Origin of the sequence: Halocynthiibacter sp., assembly GCF_049608145.1 — a bacterium.
Taxonomy (GTDB): Bacteria; Pseudomonadota; Alphaproteobacteria; order Rhodobacterales; family Rhodobacteraceae; genus Halocynthiibacter.
Map to the genome: position 1 here is coordinate 1 of NZ_JBMYXF010000025.1, position 25,307 is coordinate 25,307.

Consider the following 25,307-nt stretch of genomic DNA (forward strand, 5'->3'; position numbering starts at 1 on the left):
TCAATTTCATTCACAGGTTTCATGACGCCACCCGCCGTGTTTCCGTTGCCGACAGCGGAAAAACCTTCGCCGCATTCAAAAGCCAAGCCGGGTCAAAAACATCTTTCACACGCAACTGCGCCTCGATATCAACGGGTGCATACTGATGATCCATCAGGTCACGTTTCTCGACCCCAACCCCATGTTCTCCGGTCAGGCATCCCCCCACTTCGACGCAAAGCTTTAGAATATCCGCGCCAAAATCTTCGCACAGCTCTAGATCGCCCGGCTTATTCGCATCAAACAGGATCAGCGGGTGCATATTGCCGTCCCCCGCATGGAAAACATTCGCAACATCAAGGCCGTAATCCTGGCTCATCTCGCCAATACGACGCAGAACATAGGGCAGTTCCGACACGGGAATCGTGCCATCCAGACACATGTAATCATTGATCTGCCCCATGGCCCCAAAGGCCGATTTCCGACCCAGCCAAATGGCGGCACTTTCCGCCGCTGATGTGCTTTCGCGGAACTCAGCGGGGTTATGTCTCATCGCGATATTTTTGATCAAACCAAGTTGGTGCGCGATTTCGTTTTCCGAGCCTTCGACCTCGACAATCAGCAAGGCTTCGACGTCGGGATAACCGGCTTTGGCGAAGGCTTCACAGGCACGAATGCAGGGGCGGTCCATGAATTCGATCGCCACAGGAAGAACGCCTGCGCGAATGATGTCAGACACACATTCACCGGCGACTTCGTTGCTGTCAAAGCCGATCATCACCGGACGCGCCCCTTCTGGGGCATGCAGGATACGCAGGGTGGCTTCGGTCACAATGCCAAGCTGGCCTTCTGATCCACAGATCAACCCCAGAAGGTTCAGACCACCGCCAGCATCCGGATAGTCACCGCCAATTTCAACGATTTCACCATCCATCATCACCATTGTGACACCCAAAAGGTTGTTCGTCGTCACACCGTATTTCAGACAATGCGCCCCGCCAGAATTCATGGCGATATTACCCGCAATTGCGCAGGCAAGCTGGCTGGACGGATCTGGAGCATAGAAGAACCCGTCTTCCTGCACCTGCCCTGTAACGGATAGGTTTGTCACCCCGGTCTGAACCCGGATGAAACGATTGGTGTAATCGGTTTCAAGGAAGCGGTTCATCCGCGCGACACCGATGATGACACTATCGGATGTTGGCAATGCCCCCCCAGCCAAAGAGGTGCCCGCACCACGAGGCACCACGGGGGTATTTTCTTCGTGGCAGATCCGCAACGCCACCGAGACTTCGTCAGTGTTTCCGGGCAGAACCACGCACATCGGCGGGCAGCGATAGGCTGTCAGCGCGTCACATTCATACGCATGCAGTTCACGGGGATCAGAGATCACGGGGCAGTTGGGAAGGGCCGCACGCAGGCGGGCAACGATCTGATCCTTGCGCTCTGTGACCCTGGCGTCGGGCTTGGGCATTTGCATAGGGACTCTCCCGGAGATATCAATTGGTAAAATAATATAACCAATTTACACTCACATGCAAGTGATTGGTCAAACCGGGCGCCTGACGTCAAAATGCCCCAAACGGAGACAGATTTATGCGCCATTTCATTTTCGCCCTTATCGCCCTGACCACCCCCGCGCTGGCGGATGATGCCCGCATTGAAGCGGTTGAGGCAAAACACGTTTCAACCAACTGGACCTTCAGTGTCACCCTGCGCCATGCGGATACGGGCTGGGATGATTACGCGGACGGGTGGCGGATTGAGGATGCAGAAGGAAATGTGCTGGGCACACGCGTGCTGCATCATCCACATGTGAATGAACAGCCTTTCACACGCAGCCTGTCTGGGGTGAATATTCCGGCCGATGTAATACAAGTATATGTCCGGGCTAGAACACTGACCACCGGTTGGAGTACAGAGCGTGTTATTGTGGACCTGATGCCGTAAGGGGGCCTGCCCCCATCCATCTACGATGGATTCCCCCGGAGTATTTGAAGAAGGTGAAAGAGCAGCGTTTTACCTGTCTGACTGTACGGCATCAAAAGGGTATTCCGAAGATCATCCGGAGCAGAAGAACCCCGTAGATTAAAGCAATCACAAGGCCAATCAGGCTTCACACACGTCGCCCTTCGTAGAGCCATGCGGTACAGATGATGGAGAGGATCAGAAACAGCCAGGCCCAACGCGGCAAAACCGGCTGACGGGTGATATCAAGTGTGCGGGTTGCGCCTCGTTCATGTAATCCGATCCAATTGCGACCGGCAGCGGGACGGCCTGCACGGGTGGTGCGCAGATCGGGCAGTCCGTTTTCCACGCGAAAACTGCCCCCTTTAGCAACACGGATGAGCGGCGCTAGAATGTCCGGTGTTGCGATTGTATCGACGAATTCACGCGGGGCAGCGGGGCCCAGCGCAACCACGGCTTCTGCATCACCTGATTTCAGGTGATAGAGACCCGGTTCAGGCGCATCCCAATCTTGGGTGAATTGGCCGGGCATGTTTTCTGTCAGGGGCAAGGTGATCACATCCCCAGAGGGGGCCGTGATTTCGACGTTTTCCACAGTATCAGAGAGGCTTTGATGGGTGATCTGCATCGATTGACCACGCGGATTTGCTGTCAGGCGTTCTTCTTCAAGATCCGGTTCTTTCATCATCCAATGGGCGAGACGGCGCAACAGTTCGCCCTGCGGCCCGCCCCCTTCGTAGCCCCGTGCCCAAAGCCAGCTTTGATCGGAACCGAGCAAGGCGACGCGACCTTCACCCGCGCGATCCAACAAAAGAAGGGGGGTATCAAGGCCGGTCATCACGATCTGAGCGTCGTCTTTTGCTGTCAGTTCTGTCAGACGCAGCCAACGCCCCCAGGGCGGCGTATTGTCATCGGAGCCTAGATCAAGGCCACGGGTCACCGGGTGGCGCTGACCCAGATCAGATACCTCGGGGTGATAGCCACGTTCTACGACTTGCCCGGTTGGACCACCCGGCAGAATGTCAGACAGCGCCGAATACCAGAGACTGTCCACAGAGGCGTAATCCGGTCCGGCCGCCACCAGAACCGCGCCCCCGTTCAACACGTAATCACGCATCGCATCATAATACGTACCCGGCAGGATGCCCCGACGTTTGTAACGATCAAAAATGATCAGATCGAATTCGTCGATTTTCTCGATGAACAATTCACGCGTCGGAAAAGCGATCAGGGCAAGTTCACTGGTTGGCACACTGTCTTGCTTACCCGGCGGACGCAGGATGGTGAAATGCACCAGATCAACGGTGCTGTCAGATTTCAATAGGTTCCGCCAAACACGTTCACCCGCATGGGGTTCCCCCGAAACCAGAAGCACCCGCAGCCTGTCACGCACCCCGTTGATGCGCAAAATCGCCTGATTGTTGCGATCCGTCAGTTCCCAGCTTTCTGTTGGCGTAGAGAACTGCAGCGTATTCATACCGCCATGCGGCAGACTAAATGGGAGGGTGAAATCCCGCCCTATTGGCACATTTAGTGTCACTGGATCTTCGCCATCAACCGCGATGGACAGCGGGGCGCTAGTATCGGTGTTGACCGTGGGTGTCGCGGCAAGATCATCAATGCGCAGGGTCAGCGTTATGGCTTCGCCCATAATGGCAAATCCTGGCGCGCTTTTGACGGAAAGGCGACGATCGCGATCTGTGGAACGTCCAGTTTGCAACAAATGCATAGGCGCCGACACTGGAGGATCTGTGGCGTCGGTTACATCATGAGCAACACCATCAGAGATAACCACGATGCCAGCAATGCGGTTTTCCGGAATGTCGGCAAGCGCCCGGGTGATCGCGCCACGGATCAGCGTGCCGCGATCATCATCTGCATCCCCTATACGCACGACCTGTATATCTGTATTCTGGCGGGCCTCTGTTTTGCGGCGCAGATCTGAAAGGGCGGCCTCGCTTTGGTCTGGACGCCCGCCAATACCCTGACTGGCGCTGTCATCCACCAGAACCAGCAAAATATCGTTCAGGGTTTCGCGTTCTTCCTGTTGCAATGATGGATTAGCCAGGGCCAGCAGGATCAGCGACGCCCCCAGTCCCCGGATCAGCCAACCGGACAACCTCTGCCAGGTGCTGAACAGAAGGATCAAAACAGCCAGCCCCACAGCCGCAAAAAGTACCGGCAGCGGCAAAAGCGGATCAAAGAGGATATTTTGCACCATTGCGTTAATTCCCCAGCCGTTCCAGCAGTTCAGGCACATGCACCTGATCTGACTTATAATTGCCCGTCAGCACATACATGATCAGGTTGATGCCAAAACGCTGCGCAATTTCGCGTTGTTGCCGCCCGGCAAAGCCTCGGCCTACGGGCAGCATATATTGACCACGTTCCGTTACCGCCCAGGCCGATGCCCAGTCATTGCCGCCAATCACCACCGGGGTCACGCCATCATTCAGGTTTCGAAAGGGCATGCCTTCGATGGTCTGTGCATCCCCGGTGCTGGCTTCGACCCAGACATCATCGCTGCGATAGCGTCCCGGGAAATCCTGAAGAAGATAGAAAGAGCGAGTCAGCACATGATCCTGGGGAACGGGTTCCAGTGCGGGGATATCCAGCACCCCAGCCAGGTCACGCAACTTACGCTGATTGGGGCCATTTGTGCCCGCGATGCCGGCATCGCGGGTGTCAAACAGGATCATGCCACCACTGCGCAGATATGCGTTCAGGCGCGTGACTGCGGTGTCAGACAATGCGGGCTGTGATGGGCTGATGGGCCAGTAGATGAAAGGATAGAAAGCCAGCTCATCCTGTTCCACATTCACGCCCACGGGACGGGCCGGTTCGATGGATGTGCGCAAGATCAGAACGCGTGACAGCCCGCGAAGACCTGCATAGGCGATCTCATCCAGCTGCGGATCCCCGGTCAATACATGGGCGAAAGTCACATCAGAAGTGACCGCGATTGCTTGGCTGTCATCCTGCGGGGGGTGTGTGGCCTGTGCAGATAAATCCTGCGGCAGACCCGTCAGGGTAAGGGCCAGCACCAATCCAGAAACAGAACGGGTCCCCCGGGTATTCAGGCGCCCGGTTAAGGCCAATGTCACAAGCGCATCAAGGGACAGAAGTAGAAGCGCCAGCAAAAGAAGCCAGCCTGAAAGCAGGGTTTCTTTTACACCTTCGAAACCTTCAATCCGGGTACCCGCAGGCCAAGATGCGGCGGTGAATGCCTGGCCGCTTTGCATGACATTCAGGGCGACCACCTTGTCGTCATTGCGCCAAAGCCCAGGCGGAAGATCAGGCCCAATCGCCCCTACTGCAAGGGTTTCGCCATCAACGCCGGTCAGGTCTTTTGCATCACGGATCTGTCCGAAACCATCCAGCACACGTTCGGCGGACCAAGTGGTGCCTGCTAAATCAGCCGGGTCATCAGACAGCCCCCCAGCCGACACCGCAAGACGTTCCAGCATGGAGACAAACAGACCGGACAACGGAAGATCATTCCATTCAGCATTGGCCGTTGAATGGAACAGCACCACCCGCCCACGGCCCAGCGATTTACGCGTCACAAGCGGTGTGCCATCTTCCAGCGCGGCGATGACACGGCCCGACAGTTCGGGATCAGGCTGGGCGACAACCTGTGAGGTGATAGAGACATCATCAGGGATCGCCAGTCCGTAAAATGGCGAGGCTTCATCAAAGGGCAAAAGACCACGGGGATCGCCCCAGGACATCGTGCCGCCAAGGGTTCGCCCGCCGGATCGTAAACGGACAGGCATCAGAATGTCTTCGCGTGTGCGGGATAGGTCGCTTGCCGCCATACGCGGCCCGGCGAAACGCAGCAGCAAACCGCCATCTTCCACCCATTGCACCAAGGCGTCTTTCTCGCCTGTGGGCAAATCAGCCACATCCGCCAGAATGATCACATCCGGATTTGCAGGCAGGATTTCCGCCATGTGGCCCGTCAGAATATCAGCCCCGGGGTTCAGCGCCTTATTCAGATAATACAGAGGATTAAGAAGATCGATCCCTTCATGCGCAGCACCTGAAATCAGGGCAATTTCTTTGCGCCGCAATCCATCATCAGCCAGAACAATCGCGCCTGCGGTGGACTGGTCTGCGATCACAAAACGCGTAACACGATTGCGCAATTCAGGCTGCATAGCAAAAGACAATGTGGCACTGTCAGCACCCGATTCAAACTGCGCATCCCCTTGGCCAAGAACAACCTCCCGCCCGGAAGGATCAGGCCCCATAGCGCGGAGTGTCACCTGTTCCTCGGGATCTGTGAACAGGCGGCGAACGGTGAAATGCAGCAGCTCATCCTCAAAAGTGACGGGTTCAAGCGCATAAAGCGGCCGCGCCCCTTCAAAGATCGTGACAGTGCCGCGTTCCGTCAGGGCAGAAAATAGATCGTCGCGACCATCACGGGCCAGCCCGTCTGAAAACCAGAATGTGTCAAAACGCTGATCCGTCAGTGTTTCTTCCCAGGCCATGACGCCTTGTGCATCCGGCAACCAGGCCGCAGGGATAAAGCCAGCGATATGGCTGCGCAGAGTGTCCGCAGTCTCAAAACGCACCCCATCTGGGGGCAAATCCGTGAGGGATACAATCGCCACCGGACGGGCATTGCGCCCCGCTTCGTTCAATACATCCTGCAGCTTTGACTGACTGTTGTTCCAATCCCGTGCAGCTGGCCAACTGCCATCCAAAAGCACCAACAATGGGCCTTGCCCTTCACGTGCAGTTTGAGGGTTTAAAACAGGTCCCGCTAGGCCGAAAATCACACAAGCCAGCGCCATCATCCGCAAAAGCAACAACCACCATGGCGTGCGATCAGACTGACTGTCCTGATCTTTCAGCCCCAGAAGCAGCCCAACCGCAGGAAAAACACGACGCACAGGTGCCGGCGGCACGGCACGCAACAGAAACCAGATGACCGGCAAAATGGCCAGCGCCCAAAGCATCAGTGGAGCGGTAAACCCGAGAGGGCCAAATGCGATCATGCGTGCCGCCTTTCAAGCGCCTGATACATCCAAAGCAAGGCGGACGCCGCGGGCTGGTCGCTGTGGTGACACTTATAGTGCCAGCCTGCCTGCCGGGCGATGTCCTGGATGGCAGCTTTGCGTTCCATCAGACGATCCTGATACCGCGCCCGCAAATCCCCTGCACGCAGGGTTTCATGACGCAAAGCCCCGGTCTTGCTTTCAAAAACCGTACGACCCTGCCAAGGAAAGGCCTCTTCTGCAGGATCAAGCACCTGAACGATCGCGCCAGTGACGCCCTGGGCGCTGGCCTGCGAAATGACATCCCGCAAGGCTGTGGGATCCCCTAGAAAATCTGAGATCAGCACAAGCTGTGTATCCGCGCGTAACAGAGACAGATCAGGCGTCGTAAAGTCGGGTTCATCTCGGCGAAACATTGCTTCAATGCCCTGGGCCAGACGCAAGATCTGCGTATCGCCACGCCCGGCAGAAATGAAATCAGCAACCGATGTGCCCAGCAGACCAAAACGTTCACCACCACGTTGCAACAACATGGCACAGGCCAGGGCCAGTATGGCAGAATACGTTGATTTTTCGGGAATTTTCTTATCGCTACTGTACTGCATAGAGGCCGCAGGATCCACCATAAACATCACAGTTTGCGCCAGCTGCCATTCCTTCTGGCGGATGAAATTTCCATCCGATTTCGCAGACCGCCGCCAGTCAATGTAGCGCGGTTCATCACTGTCTATTGCAGGGCGATATTGCCAGAATTCATCCCCCAGCCCTGCGCGACGACGCCCGTGGATACCGGGCAAAACCGTTTGGGCCAGACGTTCTGCGGCAGCAAGAAGCGGTGGGAAATCTGCGGCTAAACCCGCAGCATCGCGACGCAATATCCGGGCTGCGAGGGTGGTCACGCAGCGGCCCCTGTGTTGCGCGCGCGGCGGATTACATCTGACGTAATCTGATCAATCAGCCCCCCCAATTCCAGCCCCTGTGCACGGGCCCCAAAACCCAGCGCCATACGATGCATCAGAACCGGGCGCGACAATTGCATGACATCATCGATGGAGGGGGCAAGACGGCCTTCCAGCAACGCACGCGCACGCACCGCCAACATCAAAGCCTGCGCCGCACGGGGCCCTGGCCCCCAGGAGACAGAGTTGCGGACAATTTCAGGAGCGTTTTCATCTTCGGGACGGAAGCTGCGCACCAGATCGAGGATCAGATCAACCACGTTTTCGCCCACGGGCATACGCCGCAGCAATGTCTGTGCCGCGATCAAATCGTCCGCCGTGAACACCTGTTCCGCTTTTGCAACCGTCACCCCTGTTGTGGCCAAAAGAATGTCACGTTCCACATCGCGCATAGGATAGGTCACATTGATCTGCAGCAAAAATCTGTCAAGCTGGGCTTCGGGCAGCGGATAGGTGCCTTCCTGTTCAATCGGGTTTTGCGTGGCAAGTACATGGAAGGGTTTGCCAAGCGGACGGTGTTGCCCTGCAATAGTGACTTCTTTTTCTTGCATCGCCTGCAAAAGAGCGGCCTGGGTACGGGGGGATGCGCGGTTGATCTCATCGGCCATCAGCAACTGACAGAAAACAGGGCCCTCGATAAAGCGAAATTCACGAGATCCGTCGGATCTGGTTTCCAGCACTTCAGATCCCAGAATATCCGCAGGCATCAAATCCGGCGTGAACTGCACACGACTGCCATCCAGCCCCATAACCGTCGACAGGGTTTCCACCAGCAGGGTTTTGCCAAGCCCAGGCTGCCCGATCAACAGCCCATGCCCCCCGGACAACAGAGCAGCCAGCACCAGATCGACCACCTGTTCCTGACCAATAAAGCGTTCAGCAATCCCGGCCTTTGCCCGGGCCAGCTTTTCGCCCAGCATTTCAATCTCTGCGACAAGATTTTCCGCTTCTGCCATGGTGATACGCTCCCGCTGCGATTAAGGTCGTGTTACAATATGCGTATTAAAGGCCGGATTGGGGCGAAGAACAAATGACAAAATCCTCAAATGACCAGAAAACTGCCGCCCCGTCGGCGGAAAACCTCGCATCTGCAGTGAAAGCGGCATCAAAGAAGGGCCCGCCACCCGTGCATCTGTGGAATCCTGATTTCTGCGGCGATCTTGATATGCGCATCGCACGCGATGGCACCTGGTGGTATCTTGGAACACCCATGGGGCGCAAAGAACTGGTAAAGCTGTTTTCATCGATCATTCGCAAGGATGGCGACGACTATTTTCTGGTCACGCCGGTTGAAAAAGTAGGAATCACCGTGGATGACGCGCCTTTTGTGGCGATTGATTTCGACGCGACCGGTGATGGTGAAGATCAGATTTTGACCTTCACGACCCATGTGGATGATGTCGCGATAGCCGGGCCAGATAACCCCATTCGCGTGGCGCGGGATTCGGAAACAGGTGAACCTTCCCCCTACATTTTGGTCCGCGCAAATCTGGAGGCGCTGATCGACCGTAAAAGCTTTTATCGCCTGGTGGACATTGGCGCGCATAAGGATGTGCAAGGCGAAAGCTGGTTTGGCCTGTGGTCATCCGGCCAGTTTTTCCCAGTGATCCCATCCCGGGAACTTGACGTCTGATGGCGCGGTTTTGTGCCAATCTGACAATGTTGTTTCAGGAACTGCCCCTTGCCCATCGGTTTCAGGCGGCGGCGGATGCTGGATTTGATGCGGTGGAACTTCTCTGGCCAGATGAAGCCGAAGAGCCCCCGGAAGAACTGGCACGGCTGGCGGATGCCGCAGGTGTGGAATTTGCCCTGATGGATACACCGCGTGGGGACAGTTGGGGCATCGGCGCACAGGATGGTCAGCAAATGGCGTTCTTTGGTCAAATCATAAGAACCATTGATATGGCAGACATTCTGGGCGTGACACATGTGCATGTGATGGCAGGCCTTGCCGGGGATGGCGGCCGTGATGTGCTGACCGATAATCTGATCCAAGCCTGTGATCTGGAACCAGAGCAAAGCTTTATCATTGAACCCATCAGCACGCAGGCTGTTCCTGGATATGCGTTGAACAGTTTCGAGGCCGCCGCCAAGGTTATCGCCAAAGTGGACCGGCCAAATCTGGGCCTATTGTTTGATACATTTCACGCCGCGAACATGGGCCATGATCCGTTGAACCTGTTTCGCAAATACCAAGATTTGATCTGTCATGTGCAAGTGTCCTCCCACCCAAGTCGCCATGAACCCACCCTAGAAAATCGCTATGACTTCCCGACGTTCTTTAAGGCTTTGGATAAGGCGGGATATACTGGCTTAATCAGCGGTGAATATCACCCATCGGGGCGCACAGAAGATGGATTGAGCTGGTTGAAGCCTTAAGTTGCAATCCCACAATATTCCGCACATAGTCTAAGACATATTTCCCTTTACGCCGATCAGCCGGCGAATACTTATGAACACCTTAGAACTCCACGCCCGACTTCAGGCGGAAGAACGCGCGGTGCAAGATGCATTGCGAGATCACAATTTACAGAGCAGATATCAAGAATATAGAGACAAACAGCTAGACCGATTTCTGCCCATCTTGCGGGATGCGATAAAGCTGCCCGATGATGAACTATGCCCCGTATTGCACCAACATCTTGCGGCGGGGGAAGATATAGAAGCATCACCGCGTGGCTACGGTATGACGGCCGTGAAGCGCTGTTTTTATGACGGGAAACTGGCAGCGATGCGTCTTTTGATCCGGGCGGGTGCGCGCACCAACTGGACGAAAGATCAAGTCGCAATCGCGCTGGGGGATGCCCCTATTGATCCGGACACCAAAGGACTGGACCCCTTTCTTTTTGCCTGTCGCGTTGGAAATCTTGATGCGGTCAAAGCATATGCAGCGGCTTCGCCAGTTTACAAAAACCGCGCAGATGAAGCCCTGATCGACTGCGTACAATCCCGTGCCGTGTTGATTGTTGCTTGGCTTCTGGCGGAAGGGTTTTCCCCCAATGCGAGCACAAAGCATGGCAGCAGTGCCCTGAAGTATGCGGCAGAAAATGACGATATCGAAACCGCTGACCTGCTGCTAAAGGCCGGGGCCACGCCATATGGTCAATCCGAAAATGAATTTATGTCAGCGGCTGCAATGGCGACAACCGATCGCATGCGGCGGGTGTTTGTTCAAAACGGGGTTCATCCGGCATATTTCAACTATGCATTGAACCCGGAAGCACCAGAGATGGGGTTTCTACCTGAGATCCCCCTGACACAGAAAGATTTTGAAACAAATCGCAGCGCGCGCCCAGGAACACACAACCCGGAACGATTTTTGCCCGCCTTCTGGCAAGAACAAATGCGCAGCTGTAGATACGCGGCCCCAAAAGACATGCCCCATGAAAGGGACCGTACAAAACCGATCTGGTCCGTACAACGCTATGGGCGCACAGCAACCCGGCTTCCTGATGGGCGGCTTGTTCTGATTGCTGGTGAACATGAAGATGGTTACGACCCTGATTTCTGCATTTACGCGGATGTAACTGTGCTGGATGGGCGCGGTGGATTGGATCATTATATTTATCCTGCGGATGTCTTTCCCCCGACAGATTTTCATACGGCAAGTTTAGTGGGCGACCACATCTGGCTTATCGGATCACTTGGATATCCAGAGGATCTCAAGGTTGGCTTCACGCAGGTCTTGCGGCTTAGTTTGGATGATTTCTCTGTGCAACCTATTGAAACGACCGGCGATCACCCCGACTGGATAAACAGTCACAAAGCCATATTATGTGAAACCGGCATCATGATTATGGGCGGCAAGGTTGGGCGTGACTATCGCGACAACAAGGATGTGTATATGCTGGACCTCAACACGTTGGAATGGACAAAACATCCCCCAGCCTCCTGCAAGGGTCTGATTGCGTACCCCTCCTGACATAATGCTGTCAGGAGGGGGCTGTCATAAGGCAATTCTCAGCAATGGAAGGACACCTTATGAGCGACGCAAATTTCAAACCGCAAAACGCAATGGTCTGGGCTGAAATCCCGGTTTCAAACCTGGAAAAGGCCGTTATATTTTACAACGCAGTGTTCCATTATGACCTGCAAACCATGGATATGGGGCCGAATATGATTGCGCTGATTCCAACGGCGGATGGTCAGGGTGTGGCGGCGAATCTTTATGAGGGCAAACCTGCAAAAGACGGTTCTGGAGCGACATTGCATCTACTGGCACCTGACACGCTTGAGGCCACGGCAGAACGCTTCAAATCCGCTGGTGGCGAAGTTCTGGCGGGTGATCCTGTGGTTATTCCGGCGGGGCGCTTCGTCTATGGCATTGATCCTGATGGCAATTCCATCGGGTTGTTTGAAGGGAATTAACCCATGCGTCGTGCGGACCGACTGTTTCAGATTGTGCAATATTTGCGCGGTGGTCGCCTGACCACGGCGCGGATGCTTGCGGATCGCTTGGAGGTGTCGGAACGCACGATTTATCGCGATATTGCGGATTTGATCGGCTCTGGCGTGCCCATAGATGGCGAGGCCGGGGTCGGTTATTTGATGCGCGACGGCTATGATCTGCCGCCGCTTATGTTCACCCATAAGGAAATCACCGCGCTGGTGTCCGGCGCGCGTTTGATCAAAGCTTGGGGCGGGGCCGAAATGGCCGCCGCCGCCGAAGAAGCCCTTGTCAAAATCAACGCCGTGCTGCCGGATCGGGACCGCGTTCATGCAGAGGCCGTGCCGATCCATGCGCTATCATCGCCGGAATTAAACGATGATGTTCGCAGCCGGATCGACCGGATCGAAGCCGCCTGTGACGGACGCCTGCGCCTGCTGCTGACCTATGGAGATGTGGAAGGGAAGCAAACAAATCGCACTATCCGCCCGCTGGGTCTGTGGTTTTGGGGCAAAGTCTGGACAATTGTCGGCTGGTGCGAGTTACGCGAAGACTTCCGCATGTTCCGCCTCGACCGCATCCGGTGCCTTGAGGAAGGTGAACGGTTTAAAGAAGAACGCGGCAAAAGGTTGGTGGATTTCTATGCCTTAATGGAGAAAGGTTGTTAGAGCCAGCCGCGTTGCTCTGCCACATGCACCGCCCAGTGGCTAGAGCTGTAGTGATAGATAATGCGCAACAAAATGCCCCTACGTGCCTCACAAGTATGCCTACTTCCGACGCCACCAGCCCCCCAGCTTTGGTTTCTGTTTTATATGTTTTGCTTTTAGTCCTGTTCCACTAGCAGTTACCCCAGATACATGTCTGGGTCATCGCGGTGTTCTTCTCAATTATCATGAATTTCACCTATTTAGCCAAAGATGTTTCACGGTTGAAACTTTGTATTGTTTGTCTCTGCTGATCTATTGGCTGGAGGTTCGTTAGAAACGGTGTTTTTCCGAGCCCCTGCTATCGTGTAAAAACCGGGCTATAATCTGTAGCCGCAGGGAAATCCTAAAACGAAGCAACCAACAATTAACTACAAACTGTCATTTTGTTCCTGTTTCACGTTACAATGGGAGCCAGTTATTTATGCTACGATACTCTACTGCAGCCTGTATTGCCCTTACATTCTGTCCAGCCGTACAAGCTGAAGCCTTCAGTTTTCACAATGCCCCCCCTTCGTGGAGGCCTGATCGTTTTTCTATCCCTCTTGCCTGTCATCACTACGGCAAATGGGGAGCACAAAAAAAAAACGATTTTAATGAAGACAACCCGGGGCTGATCATGACCTGGGAAAACAGGGCTTTGGAATTAAACTACTCAATAGGCGCTTATAAAGATAGTTATTCGGACACCACGACATACCTAGCAGTGTCCCAAATGTGGAACATTCACCCAGAGCTTCAAGCAGGCATTGTTGCCAGTTATCGGAACTCAGACGGAAACGGATTTACGGGTTTCGCCCCTTCTCTACAGATCATCTACCGCAACTTTTTCTTGGATATCAGCCATGGTGTTAATAATGGAGATCATTTTGGCGCTCTGGGGCTCGGCTTCACTTTCCCACTAAGGCGAGATTAAACACACGCCGACAGGTCGGATAAACAGATCAATGGATGGCTAGACCTCCTCCCCGCATCCGGGCATAAAACGGGCATGACTTCTAGCCCAGCCAAACCCGCCAAGCAAATGTCCTATCCTGTGTTGAAGGAAATCTTCACGCGGTTTCGCGACCTTGAACCTGAACCCAAGGGGGAGCTTGATCACACCAATGCTTATACGCTTGTGGTCGCGGTGGCGCTGTCTGCGCAGGCGACGGATGTGGGGGTGAATAAGGCGACGAAAGAGCTGTTTAAGGTTGCTGATGCGCCCCAGAAGATGCTGGATCTGGGGATTGAGGCGCTGACGGATCATATCAAAACCATCGGGCTTTACCGTCAGAAGGCGAAGAACGTCATGAAGACAGCGCAGATCCTGGTGGATGACTATGGGGGAGAAGTGCCCTCAAGCCGCGCCGCTTTGGTCAGTCTGCCCGGTGTCGGCCGCAAGACCGCAAATGTTGTGTTGAACATGTGGTTCAAACAGCCCGCCCAGGCCGTGGACACCCATATTTTCCGCATCGGGCATCGCACGGGCATTTGCCCTGGCAAGGATGTGGATGCGGTGGAGCGTGCGATTGAAGATAACATTCCCGCTGAATTTCAACATCACGCCCATCACTGGTTGATCCTGCATGGCCGTTATGTTTGTAAGGCCCGTAAACCAATGTGCAGTAATTGCCTGATACGTGATCTCTGTCTTTTTGAAGATAAAAACCTGTAAACCGTGAAACCGGAGAACCCCATGAGCAAGAAATACAAAGTCGTCGGTATCGGCAATGCCATCGTTGATGTTTTGACCCAGTGTGACGACACATTCCTGGATCATATGGGGATCGAAAAAGGCATCATGCAGCTGGTTGAAAAAGACCGTGCAGAGACCCTTTATGGTGCAATGGAAAGCCGCGTGCAGGCGCCGGGCGGATCTGTGTGTAATACGCTGGCTGCTCTTGGTGCCCTTGGTCTTGATACGGCCTTGATCGGGCGTGTACGTGATGATGCTTTGGGCCGGTTCTATGTGGAAGGGACAGAGGCGGGCGGCACAGCATTCGTCAACCCGCCCGTGTCAGACAGCGATCTGCCTACATCACGTTCGATGATCTTTGTGTCCCCGGATGGCGAGCGTTCCATGAACACATATCTGGGCATTTCTGCGGATATCAGCCCGGCGGATGTGTCCGAAGATGTGGCGTCAGATGCAGAATATATCTTCCTTGAAGGATACCTGTTCGACAAACCCGAAGGCAAAGAAGCCTTTGCCGCTGCCGCGAAAGCTTGTCGGTCTACTGGTGGGAAAACCGGTATTTCCCTGTCTGACCCGTTCTGCGTTGACCGTCACCGTGATGATTTCCGCCGTCTGGTGAAAGACGAAATGGATTTCGTGCTGGGGAATGAGGAAGAATGGTGTTCCCTATATGAGCAGGACAACGTCGTTGACGCCCTGGAAATGGCCCGCAAAGAATGTGAACTGGTCGTTTGCACACGTTCCGGCGATCCAGTGATTGCGATCCGTGGTGATGAAAAGATCGAAGTCGCCGTTGATCGGGTAACCCCGGTGGATGCAACAGGCGCGGGTGACATGTTTGCGGCGGGTTTCCTTTATGGTCTGGCGACAGGTCAGTCTCTGGAAACCTGTGCTAAAATGGGCACCATAGCTGCGGCTGAATGTATCCGGCACATGGGTCCACGCCCAAAGACCGACATCAAAGCACTGTTTCAGGCTGGCAATTTAATCTGATCTAATTGATCCGAAACGAACAACGGGCCTTTGCATCAAACGGTGCAAAGGCCTTTTTGTTTCCCTTCAGCGACTGGAACGCGCCAGAACTAGAACCGCGCACAGACCTGTCAGGATCACCAACATGGCTGCGGGGGCGGCCTGTTCTAGGTTTTCAAGAGAGGCCTGTTCATACACCCGGGTGGCAAGTGTGTTGAAATTGAACGGGCGCAGCAACAGCGTTGCGGGCAGCTCTTTTGTGCAATCCACAAACACCAAAAGCACGGCGGTGGTCACCGACCCGCGGATCAGAGGCACGTGGACTTCGCGCAATACGCCCCCCTGGCTTCTTCCGAGAGAGCGCGCCGCCATAGGCAGGCTTGGCGCGACCCGACCAAGGGCTGAATCAGTGGCCCCCTGAGCGATCGCAAAGAAGCGGACACAATAAGCAAAGATCAGGGCGGCCGCAGATCCCGTCAGCAAAAGCCCGGGATCATAGCCGGTCAAGGCAAGCACACCATCGGCAATCATATGGTCAAGCCCGGCCAGCGGGATCAGGATGCCCACGGCTAAAACCGCACCAGGTGCTGCATAGCCAATGGTCGTCACGGGCAACAGCAATCGCGGAAGACGTCGCCCACTGAGACGCACGCCATACACCATAAACAACGCGGCGATAACGGTCAGAAACCCTGCGGACAGACCTGTAAATATCGTGTTCCACAACGCCTTCAGAAGAGAGCTGTCATTCCAGAAATCATAATTATTCAGGCTGTGCCAAGAGATCACGCCAACAGGCAAAACAAAGCCAATTGCAAAAGGGATCAGACACAGGATCAAAGCCAATGCCCCCTGCCCGCCCTGCAGTTGCGTCTGTGTCAGGGGGCGCGCATTGCGTGCGGAATTGTGATAGCGGTGTTTGCGGCGACTGATACGTTCAAAACCAACCAGCAACAAAACCAGGGTCAGCACAACACAGGCGATCTGTGCAGCCCCACCAGCATTGTTGCTTTCAAGCCAGGTCGTGAAAATCCCAGTGGTCAATGTCTGAACCGCGAAATATTCCACAGTCCCGAAATCGGCCACGGTTTCCATCATAACCACGGCACAACTTGCGGCCAGTGCTGGCCGGGCAAGGGGCAAGCCAAGACGAAAGAAGCGCGCAAAAGGCCCAGCGCCCAGCGCCCTGGCTACGTCATATCCGGCGGCGGATTGTTCCCGAAAGGCTGCACGACACAGCAGATAGACATAGGGATATAAGGCGCCAGACAAAACCAGAATGGCCCCACCACGGGAACGGATATCTGGGAACCAGTAATCACGCGAGGTCGCCCAACCAAACATAGATCGAAGCGCGGTTTGCACTGGCCCCGCGTATTCAAGAAAATCGACCAACGCATAAGCGCCGACATATGCCGGGATCGCGAGGGGCAGCAGCAAAAGCCACTCCATCACCCGGGCCCCGGGAAATCGATACATCACGATCAGCCATGCCGTGACCACTCCGGTCACCCCGGCAATAGCGCCGACAGATAACATCAGTGACAGGGTGTTAAAGAAATAACGCGGCAGGGTGGTGTTCAGCAGATGGGGCCAGATGTTTTCCGTTGGGAAGAAAGCAAGAAACACCACGCATAGTACCGGCAAAACCACACAGGTCGCGATCAGAAAAGCCCCCAGAGACCAAGGGGCCACACCGGATATCCGGCGTCTGTTCAATGGCCTGGCGGATTTTTCTGCCACATCGGTTGTCTGTGCCTGCGCCATCAGGATTTCATCACCTTTTTTTCCCTGTATTTTTGTGCTTATAGTGGGCCGATTACCGTCGCACCAGCAGAGTTTCTTTTGTAAGGTGCCGGAAAATAAACAGGGCATCGGGTTTAAGATGAAAATTGCGTACCATATTGGCGCACATTCGGCGGATGGGGACAACCTTCTGCGGGGATTGCTTAAGGATAAAGAACGTCTTCTGCAAAGTGGGATCGCCGTGCCCGGGCCAGGAAAATACCGCCGCCGCCTGCGCGAAGCTCTTGCTTATGCGCAGGATGTGCCAATGACGCAGGCACAGGGCCAGGAAATTCTGGAAGCCATTCTGGAAGGGGAACAACCCCAGCGTCTGGTCATGTCTGCCCCTAACTTCATGGGGTTTCCAAAGTTCGCAATTGAAAAGAACATTTTGTATCCGGACGCCCATGATAGAATTTCAAATCTGATCAACCTTTTGCCGGCTGATGAATCTGAGATCCATCTGTCGATCTCTAGCCCGGTCAGTTTCGTGCCCGCTGTAATGGCCTTGAATACAACGAAAAACCAGAATCCCCAGGTGACAGGTGCAGATCCCCGCCGTCTATTGTGGTCAGAACTGATACAACGTCTGCGGCAGTCTTGCCCGAATGCACCGCTGGTGGTCTGGTGTCAGGAAGATACGCCTATGATCTGGTCAGAGGTTCTGCTGACCGTTGCCGGTCTTGCTGCCAGCGTGAAACCACTGGAAGCATCAAATGATATTCTGTCCGAAATCATGACGCAGGAAGGGTTGCAGCGCTATCAGGCCTATATGCAGGCCCGTTCGCCAATGACACAGCAACAACACAGTGCAGTTGCGGCCGCCTTCTTGGATAAATTTGCAGTGCCAGACGCCCTGGAGATGGAAATCAACATGCCATCGTGGAATGCCGAGCTGATCGAGCAGGCGATGGAGGTTTATGAAGAAGATACGGCCAGAATCATGTCGATGCCAGATGTGGACATGATTCAGCCGTAAGTGCCGATGGAATGGCAGATCAGCTCATACCGAGCGCTTCTTTATACATCTCAAGTACCGCTTCTTCTTCAGCGATATCATCAGGCTCACGTTTGCGCAGTGCAATCACTTTGCGCAGAACCTTAGTGTCGTAGCCGCGGCTTTTTGCTTCGGCCATGACTTCTTTCTGCTGTTCAGCAATATCTTTCTTTTCGGCTTCAAGCCGTTCAATACGTTCAATGAACTGGCGCAGTTCATCAGCAGTTACCCGGTAGCTTGAATCGGAAGTGATATCGTTCATGACTGCGTCCTTTTTGTAAGGCCCTCTGATTACCCTGCTAGACCGTCCTTCGCAAGAGGCCTGGTTTGCGGTACGCTTGCACGGCGGGCTGTAGCGCAGTAGAGACAAGCGGCAATAAATCGGAGCATAGAATGTCATATATTATCTGGCCGGGTGCCGCCCTGTCTTTCCTGGGCCTTTGTGGCATTGTCTGGTGTATCCTGCAGGCCATGAAAGCACGCAATGCCGGCCTTGATGACGAAGCTTTGCGTGTTCGTCTGCAAAAAATCGTGACGGTCAACCTGGGGGCGTTGGCCCTGTCAGGGGTTGGACTGATGCTGGTTGTCACCGGTGTTATTCTGGGGTGATAGATACTTCGGACGGGCCCGGATCAAGCTGGTAATGGCGGAAGATCCGGTAAATCAGGAAGCCCCGGAAGATCGCCCCCCTCGCCGATTGAAGGCAAGCCACCTGCGGCAGGCAGATCAGGCAGACCACCGCCTGTGGAAAGATCCGGCAATCCAGGAAGATCCCCCGCAGAGGGAAGATCTGGCAAATCTTCTGGCAGATCGGGCAATGGCCCAGGCAAATCAGGTATGCCTTCCATCCCCCCCCCTGCTCCTGGTGGTAAATCCGGCACCCCTGGCAAACCGCCACCCGACGGCGAAAGATCCGGCATTCCTGATGCTGCGGGCAGAGACGCCGGGGCAACAGATGCCGACCGCACACCGCCATCGCTATCATCCGTCATCAATCGGATCGCCCTCAGACCAGAAGCCTGACCAAGACGCGCCGTCCCGACAATTCGATCACTGCTGTCAATCAGACTTAGGGCATCAAGCTGCTGCCCTGGCACAGGAATTGTGTCACCAGGTTTCAAGGACATCAGCCAGGACAGAGGCACGCGTGTTCGGTGCAAAACGGCATCAAGCTGTACATTGCTGTTCAGAACTGAGGCCCGCAAACCGCCCTGCCAGTCTTCATTTCCTGGTGCAACATTGCCTTCGGTGGTGGCATGACGCACGGAATCTGGCAAGGCCAGCCACAGCATTCCCGTCTTAGCCTCATCCCCCAGTTCTACCTTGCAGGCATAAAACAGATAACGGGTTTCTTCGAGTGTCATCGCCAACTTGCGGCGATCATTGACCTTGCGCAAAAATCGATAGCCGTAAAACCAAGGGCCACGGCCATCCGCATCAAGCAACAGTTCAAGCATATCAAACACACGATCAATGAAGGGTTCGCACATCTGCCCATCTGTGATTGTCCAGGGCCGCACAGTCGCCTGAAGTTTACTGACGATGCCTGTTGTTTGCACTTCGATCAATGCGGCCAGCAATTGGGGGTCAAACCCGGCAAGCCCCTGTGCCCCGTCCCGTGCAGACAGAATGGTTAATAACGCATCTTCAGGGATTGCTTCCATCATGGCCTGAGTGTCCAGAACACCTTCTTTGGCCTCCTTCACGGTCAATCGCATGTTCAGTTCAAGTTCCGCCGCCTTCGGCAATGCCGCCTTTAGCGCCAGAACGGGGTTCATCCGTTTGGCCGATCCTACCAGTCTGCGCGAAGACATCTTGCGCATAACTGAAATATTATCGCTTTCTTCGTTTTCTGTGCTGCCCGTTTCAGACATCTGCCAACCCTTGCTGAGTATCCTTTTCAGCATCGGCAATCAGAGTTACGAAATCGTTACGAAATCCGTGTTTCGTTGGCTTTTTCCTGCGTTTCAACCTGCAAAGGCACCGTGACACGGAAGGCTGCGCCACTTTGATCGGGCAGACAGTCAATCGCACCGCCAAGATTGTTCATGATCTCACGGCAAATCGCCAGACCAAGCCCCGCCCCGCCCGCGCGGGCATGATCGGTGAGACGTGCGAATTTTTCGAACACCAGCGGTTGTTGATGGGCTGGAATACCCGCGCCGTTGTCGACGAAATCGATCTGCAGCTGATCATGGCCCGTCTGCACCGATATCGTCAGAGCCGGATCCGGTGCAGAACAGTATTTGCGGGCGTTGGAAATCAGGTTGATGAACACCTGGCTAAGGCGATCGCCATCCGTCACCAACATCGCGCTTTCAAATGTAATATTGCGCTCAATCCGGATGGGTTCATCATCCTGCGGAGCAAGGGCCGCGCCGATGGCACGGTTCAAAATATCGTGCAGATTGACCTGTTCACGGTTCAAGGTAACCTGTCCGTTTTCCAGCACAGATAGATCCAGAAGATCATCAAGCAATCGGGTCAGACGCAGGGTTTCATCATGGATAATCGTGGCATAGCGTGTCTGATCCTTCGGGGTCAGGGCATCCATATCACGCAGGATCTCAGAGAACGCACGGATCGATGTCATAGGCGTACGCAATTCATGACTGATCTGGGACAGGAAGGCATCTTTTTGCACCGACAAACGGGTCAGTTTTTCGTTGGCTTCAGACAATTGTTGCGCGGTGCGGCCCAGTTCAGCTGATTTCGCTTCAAGCTGGCTGGAATATTCCATGATCTGTGCGGCTTCATCCGCCACCGCCATCAGATCTTGGACCGAGACGGAAGCCCCCTCTGCGATCTGGCCGATCATCGCATGCGCTGTGGCCGATCCGACAGACCCGGCAAGTTCCCGTTCAAGACGTTCTAGGAATGCCGGGGAACTGTCCGGAAGATGGCCAAGTTTTCCCTGCGCACGGGCCTCGGCTTCGAACAGTTTCTGTGCCTGTTGCGCACCCAGAATACGTTGCGACATGACCAGCAGATCTTCCGCACCTGCGGCACCGGATGTCCAGCCACGTGGACCGGGGCTGTGTTCAAATACATTTACAAACTGGACCCCCTGCAAGCGTTCTAGGGGGGTGGGGAAGGTAAATAGAGATACGGCAAAAAACACGAAGGAATTCAGAAACATCGACCAGAATATCGCATGCACCACCGGATCAAGCCCCCCCGTTCCGAACAGCCCTTGTGGGCGCAGAATACCAACCCCAAACAGCCCCTGTTGCATGACAGATTCAGACAGAACACCTGCCCCGCCAATGGAAGGCAGGAACAATGTGTAAAGCCAGATCGCAAACCCTGTGATCAGCCCCGCAGCGGCGGCAACTTTGGTGGCGCGACGCCAGAACAATCCGCCCAGCAAGACAGGCAGAACCTGTGAGACACCGACAAAAGAAATCAGGCCAATCGATGCAAGTGCAGCCCCACCACCAGAAATGCGATAATAGAGGTACCCCAGCCCGACAACGACCATGATAGATACGCGCCGCGCGGTCAGAACCACCTGGCGCAAATCCCCGGAGACCGTCGCGCCGGAAGACCGCAAAGACACCCAAACCGGCATCACAATGTGGTTTGACACCATCGTAGACAAAGCAATGGCGGCGACGATGACCATCGACGTAGCCGAAGAAAAACCACCCAGAAAACTGAGCAGGGCCAGCCCGTCCTGACCTTGTGACAGGGGCAGCGTTAGGACAAAAAGATCAGGGTTAGAGCCTTTTGGCAGCAGTTCCAGCCCAACCACAGCGATGGGCAGAACGAAAAGGCTCATCAACATCAAATACAGAGGGAACGCCCAACCAGCCATGGCAAGGTTTCGTTCATCTGCGCTTTCCACCACCATGACCTGAAACATACGTGGCAGGCACAGAAAGGCGGCCGCAGACAGGAAGATCAGCCCCGCCCAACGGCCGGGGCGGATCTGCCAGTTGGCGATGGGGCTTGCATCCATGCGGGCCAGGATATCTGCGGGGCCGTCTGCAATGCTCCAAACCACAAATGCACCGACCGACAAAAGGGCAATCAGTTTCACAATGGCTTCAAATGCAATCGCGGTGACCACGCCGTGGTGGCGCTCATTTGCATCCAGATTGCGAGTGCCAAACAACACGGTGAACAACATCAGACCAACCGCAACCCAGAACGCCGTAGACGCCAGATCTGTTTGCATAAAACCCGCTGAAAGATCGCGTGAAAACACTGAGAACGACAGGGTAACAGATTGAAGTTGAAGGGCAATATAGGGGGTTGTCCCCACAACGGCCAACAAGGTAACCAGAACGCCAAGCAGGTTAGATTTCCCAAAACGCGATGAAATGAGGTCCGCAATAGACGTGATCCGCTGGGCGCGCCCAATACGTACAAGGCGGCGCAAAAGCCACCACCAGCCGACCATCACAAGACTGGGGCCAAGGTAGATTGTCACGAACTCAAGCCCCGAACGAGCCGCATTGCCCACGGCACCGTAAAACGTCCAAGCCGTGCAATAGATGGACAGGGATAGGGTATAAATCAGGGGCGAATGCAGGAACTTCAACCGCCCCTGCTGCGCCCGCCGATCCGCATAAAATGCGATGCCAAACAGGAAAGCCACGTAGGCAAAGCAAACCGCGATCAGGATATTAAAGCTGACCATCATCCTGCCCGTGTTTGGTGGTATCATCGGGCTGACTAAGCAGGCGTGACAGCCAGACAGACAGCGCAATCAGCACAGTCCAGGCGGCAAAAACATAAATCATCGCCCCCGACACCGGCAGACTATCGCGGCCGCTGGCAAAAAGGACGGGTAGCAAAAACAAGATAACACCCAGGATTGGAAAGATATTTCCAGCATCCATCGCCCGTTTGCGCCGATAACTTTCCCATTCCAGAAACAGACGAGACCCTGGTCCGCGTGCCAATGGATCTTCGGGCAGCTTTCCCCCAGGTTTATCTGTCATCAGGCCTCTGCCAGTTCACGCACGGCGGCGATCATATCAGTGTTTGAGAAAGGCTTAGTCATGAACCGGGATACGCCGTATTGTTCCGCAAGTTCGCGATCTTTGGTTTGGCCGCGTGCGGTTAGCATCATGACGGGAAGGTTGCGGGTGGCTTCGGCCGCGCGCAGGTCTCGCAGGATGTCAAAACCGGATCGTTTCGGCAGCATAACGTCCAGAACAATCAAATCCGGTTGATGTTTTTCAATGGCATCCATCGCAGTATCGCCACGGCCATGGGTTTCGACCCGCCAGCCATCACGGGCCAGCAGGAAGCGGATTGCTTCTACTATATTTGGCTCATCTTCGATAAGCAGAACGGTCTTTGCCACGTGTCCTCCCACCGCCCTCTCCCCAAGGCGGAACTGCCTGAATGACGTGCCTGATTGGAACAAGCCACCTTCGGTAGGCCACTATTGTCAGAAAATATCGCTGTGTCAAAAGCCATCTGCAGCTTTCTGACGACTGAGAAGCGCTGCCTCACGCCGGGCGGGACAGTTGCTTTGCAAACAAATCCGGCAACTTGCCCCCGTATCGACAACGGGTACGGATGTGACTTGGTCGGACAGAATACCTTTTGACATCAACAGCATATATGCCTGACGCTGAACAGGCATCCCCAGTTGAACCGGTTGATTCTGCGTGCCAAATGACAGAGCCGCAAAACGGGGCACATCATCTGTGTTGCGCCCCTGACTTTGTGCGACCTGATGTAACAGCATCTCTCCTGGGCGGGCCAGGGCATCAAATAAGGGCCAGAGCGCACAGGCCCCGTCAAAGCGCGGCACAGAAAACCCTTCGGGAGATTTACGAAAGTTCAAATTTCCCGCGGCATCGCAGCTGATCAGACCAATACCCCCTGCAGGAGAAGCGGCGGGCAGCATGGCCAAACGTTGCATTACCTCAGGCACAGGACGGTTAAAATGCGCAGCCAGTGCAAGGGGATCCCAGCCACATTCCTCAGCCATAGACAGAAAGCGATCCAACGGCATCTGCATCACACGAATGCGATATTCCAGAAGATGACGCAACATACGGGAACGTGTGTTATCTGATCGCAGGTCCATGCTCTCTGTCACCAAATCTTTTGCAAGCGCTTGGGCCTGAGACGCCGACATGTCTGATGTTTCCAGCATGGGGAAATGCCAGCCATGGCTTGCAAAACAGGCGTCCAACTCTTCGCCCGGGGATGACAAACCTTGATCCGGCTGCCCGGCCCCATCCAGATATTGCACCAGGGATTCTGCACTTTCAGCCAGACGTCGGGCATCTTCATCAATGTTTTTCTGAAACCGGGTCTGCCAGACAGCATCGAGATCATTCCCCCCGGCGAGAATACCCGAGGTAGAGCGGATCGCGGTCACAACGGTCAGGACTTCGTGCAGGGCATCAGACAGATGTGGATCATGGGTCAGCCGGTCAGACAGGATTTCAACAGTGCGTTCCAGTTCGGACACGCGTTTTTGTTTATCCACCAGATGCTGGGCCCAGCCCGGGAAGCGCCCTGCAAAATCAGCCATGCGGTCAAGCTCGGCACCGGTGTTTTCCGCCCCGGTGCGCAGATCCTGCAACAGTGCAGATTGCGCATCTTCAGACAGCAGTGCCGGGTCAACATCCAACACAACCGCGATATCGGCCAGAAGTTTTCCAGCGATTCTGCGGCGGTTATGTTCAATCAGGTTCAAATAAGACGCCGAGATACCGACATGTTTTGCAAGCTCACCCTGACGCATCCCAATCACCGTACGCCGCTGTCGGATACGGGTGCCCGTAGAAAATGCGCCTTCTGACTTTGCCATAATCTAACCCTTTGTTTTTCTTCATCGCTTATAGAAAATTTACACGATATTTACAAGATACCGCACATGCGAGAAGATTTATTTACATATT

At 54.8% G+C, this 25,307-nt stretch carries 23 protein-coding genes; 11 read left to right on the plus strand and 12 right to left on the minus strand.

Annotated features, from left to right (window positions below; translation table 11 throughout):
• Positions 1-19: 19 nt before the first annotated feature.
• Entirely contained in the window at positions 20-1,459 is a 1,440-nt protein-coding gene (locus ACPGUT_RS09210) for an FAD-linked oxidase C-terminal domain-containing protein (protein ID WP_423990619.1), read from the minus strand.
• A 116-nt stretch (positions 1,460-1,575) separates the two neighbouring features.
• Between ACPGUT_RS09210 and ACPGUT_RS09215 the strand changes: the two genes are divergently transcribed.
• The gene (locus ACPGUT_RS09215; RefSeq protein ID WP_423990621.1) at positions 1,576-1,929 is read left to right on the plus strand and encodes a hypothetical protein; all 354 of its coding nucleotides are present in this window, start codon (positions 1,576-1,578) and stop codon (positions 1,927-1,929) included.
• A 166-nt stretch (positions 1,930-2,095) separates the two neighbouring features.
• Here the strand turns inward: ACPGUT_RS09215 and ACPGUT_RS09220 are convergent, their stop codons facing one another.
• Genes ACPGUT_RS09220 through ACPGUT_RS09235 form a run of 4 tightly spaced genes read right to left on the minus strand, consistent with a single transcriptional unit; the run spans position 2,096 to position 8,865 of the window.
• The gene (locus ACPGUT_RS09220; protein WP_423990623.1) at positions 2,096-4,168 is read right to left on the minus strand and encodes a hypothetical protein; all 2,073 of its coding nucleotides are present in this window, start codon (positions 4,166-4,168) and stop codon (positions 2,096-2,098) included.
• Between the two features lie 4 nt (positions 4,169-4,172).
• Positions 4,173-6,950 (minus strand): DUF4159 domain-containing protein, encoded by a 2,778-nt coding sequence (locus tag ACPGUT_RS09225; RefSeq protein ID WP_423990625.1) that lies wholly within the window; start codon positions 6,948-6,950, stop codon positions 4,173-4,175.
• Entirely contained in the window at positions 6,947-7,849 is a 903-nt protein-coding gene (locus ACPGUT_RS09230; RefSeq protein ID WP_423990627.1) for a DUF58 domain-containing protein, read from the minus strand. Before ACPGUT_RS09230 ends, ACPGUT_RS09225 begins: the two co-directional genes overlap by 4 nt.
• Positions 7,846-8,865, minus strand: a complete 1,020-nt coding sequence (locus ACPGUT_RS09235) for an AAA family ATPase (RefSeq protein WP_423990629.1) — start codon at positions 8,863-8,865, stop codon at positions 7,846-7,848. Before ACPGUT_RS09235 ends, ACPGUT_RS09230 begins: the two co-directional genes overlap by 4 nt.
• A 74-nt stretch (positions 8,866-8,939) precedes the next feature.
• On the opposite strand from ACPGUT_RS09235, the gene ACPGUT_RS09240 reads away from it, so the two are divergent.
• From ACPGUT_RS09240 to ACPGUT_RS09275, 8 genes are all read left to right on the plus strand, one after another.
• Positions 8,940-9,542: a DUF1285 domain-containing protein gene (locus ACPGUT_RS09240; RefSeq protein ID WP_423990631.1), complete on the plus strand. Its 603-nt coding sequence runs from the start codon at positions 8,940-8,942 to the stop codon at positions 9,540-9,542.
• The gene (locus ACPGUT_RS09245; protein ID WP_423990633.1) at positions 9,542-10,288 is read left to right on the plus strand and encodes a hydroxypyruvate isomerase family protein; all 747 of its coding nucleotides are present in this window, start codon (positions 9,542-9,544) and stop codon (positions 10,286-10,288) included. The genes ACPGUT_RS09240 and ACPGUT_RS09245 overlap by 1 nt, the downstream gene beginning before the upstream one ends.
• A gap of 73 nt (positions 10,289-10,361) precedes the next feature.
• On the plus strand, positions 10,362-11,831 hold the full coding sequence (locus tag ACPGUT_RS09250; protein ID WP_423990635.1) for an ankyrin repeat domain-containing protein: 1,470 nt from the start codon (positions 10,362-10,364) through the stop codon (positions 11,829-11,831).
• Positions 11,832-11,890: 59 nt separating this feature from the next.
• Positions 11,891-12,277, plus strand: a complete 387-nt coding sequence (locus ACPGUT_RS09255) for a VOC family protein (RefSeq protein WP_423990637.1) — start codon at positions 11,891-11,893, stop codon at positions 12,275-12,277.
• Between the two features lie 3 nt (positions 12,278-12,280).
• Complete coding sequence (locus tag ACPGUT_RS09260; protein ID WP_423990639.1) at positions 12,281-12,964, plus strand: helix-turn-helix transcriptional regulator; 684 nt, start codon at positions 12,281-12,283, stop codon at positions 12,962-12,964.
• 460 nt (positions 12,965-13,424) lie between these two features.
• Positions 13,425-13,916, plus strand: a complete 492-nt coding sequence (locus ACPGUT_RS09265; RefSeq protein ID WP_423990641.1) for a hypothetical protein — start codon at positions 13,425-13,427, stop codon at positions 13,914-13,916.
• 75 nt (positions 13,917-13,991) lie between these two features.
• Complete coding sequence (nth, locus tag ACPGUT_RS09270; protein ID WP_423990643.1) at positions 13,992-14,657, plus strand: endonuclease III; 666 nt, start codon at positions 13,992-13,994, stop codon at positions 14,655-14,657.
• A 21-nt stretch (positions 14,658-14,678) separates the two neighbouring features.
• Positions 14,679-15,671 carry an adenosine kinase gene (locus tag ACPGUT_RS09275; RefSeq protein ID WP_423990645.1) on the plus strand — a complete coding sequence of 331 codons (993 nt, stop codon included), beginning with the start codon at positions 14,679-14,681 and terminating at the stop codon, positions 15,669-15,671.
• Between the two features lie 66 nt (positions 15,672-15,737).
• Here ACPGUT_RS09275 and ACPGUT_RS09280 read toward each other — a convergent pair whose 3' ends face one another.
• Positions 15,738-17,417, minus strand: a complete 1,680-nt coding sequence (locus ACPGUT_RS09280) for an ABC transporter permease (protein WP_423990647.1) — start codon at positions 17,415-17,417, stop codon at positions 15,738-15,740.
• A 118-nt stretch (positions 17,418-17,535) separates the two neighbouring features.
• On the opposite strand from ACPGUT_RS09280, the gene ACPGUT_RS09285 reads away from it, so the two are divergent.
• Positions 17,536-18,414, plus strand: a complete 879-nt coding sequence (locus ACPGUT_RS09285; protein ID WP_423990649.1) for a hypothetical protein — start codon at positions 17,536-17,538, stop codon at positions 18,412-18,414.
• 19 nt (positions 18,415-18,433) lie between these two features.
• On the opposite strand, the gene ACPGUT_RS09290 is transcribed toward ACPGUT_RS09285, so the two are convergent.
• Entirely contained in the window at positions 18,434-18,694 is a 261-nt protein-coding gene (locus ACPGUT_RS09290) for a DUF2312 domain-containing protein (protein WP_423990651.1), read from the minus strand.
• 131 nt (positions 18,695-18,825) lie between these two features.
• Between ACPGUT_RS09290 and ACPGUT_RS09295 the strand changes: the two genes are divergently transcribed.
• Entirely contained in the window at positions 18,826-19,041 is a 216-nt protein-coding gene (locus ACPGUT_RS09295) for a hypothetical protein (RefSeq protein ID WP_423990653.1), read from the plus strand.
• Positions 19,042-19,064: 23 nt separating this feature from the next.
• Here ACPGUT_RS09295 and ACPGUT_RS09300 read toward each other — a convergent pair whose 3' ends face one another.
• The 5 genes from ACPGUT_RS09300 to ACPGUT_RS09320 form a co-directional block, all read right to left on the minus strand.
• Positions 19,065-20,306 carry a FliM/FliN family flagellar motor switch protein gene (locus tag ACPGUT_RS09300; protein ID WP_423990655.1) on the minus strand — a complete coding sequence of 414 codons (1,242 nt, stop codon included), beginning with the start codon at positions 20,304-20,306 and terminating at the stop codon, positions 19,065-19,067.
• A 56-nt stretch (positions 20,307-20,362) separates the two neighbouring features.
• Positions 20,363-23,077: an ATP-binding protein gene (locus tag ACPGUT_RS09305; RefSeq protein ID WP_423990657.1), complete on the minus strand. Its 2,715-nt coding sequence runs from the start codon at positions 23,075-23,077 to the stop codon at positions 20,363-20,365.
• Complete coding sequence (locus tag ACPGUT_RS09310; protein ID WP_423990659.1) at positions 23,064-23,381, minus strand: hypothetical protein; 318 nt, start codon at positions 23,379-23,381, stop codon at positions 23,064-23,066. The genes ACPGUT_RS09305 and ACPGUT_RS09310 overlap by 14 nt, the downstream gene beginning before the upstream one ends.
• Positions 23,381-23,749 (minus strand): response regulator transcription factor, encoded by a 369-nt coding sequence (locus tag ACPGUT_RS09315; RefSeq protein WP_423990661.1) that lies wholly within the window; start codon positions 23,747-23,749, stop codon positions 23,381-23,383. Before ACPGUT_RS09315 ends, ACPGUT_RS09310 begins: the two co-directional genes overlap by 1 nt.
• A gap of 105 nt (positions 23,750-23,854) precedes the next feature.
• Complete coding sequence (locus ACPGUT_RS09320) at positions 23,855-25,216, minus strand: short-chain fatty acyl-CoA regulator family protein (protein WP_423990663.1); 1,362 nt, start codon at positions 25,214-25,216, stop codon at positions 23,855-23,857.
• Between the last annotated feature and the right edge of the window lie 91 nt (positions 25,217-25,307).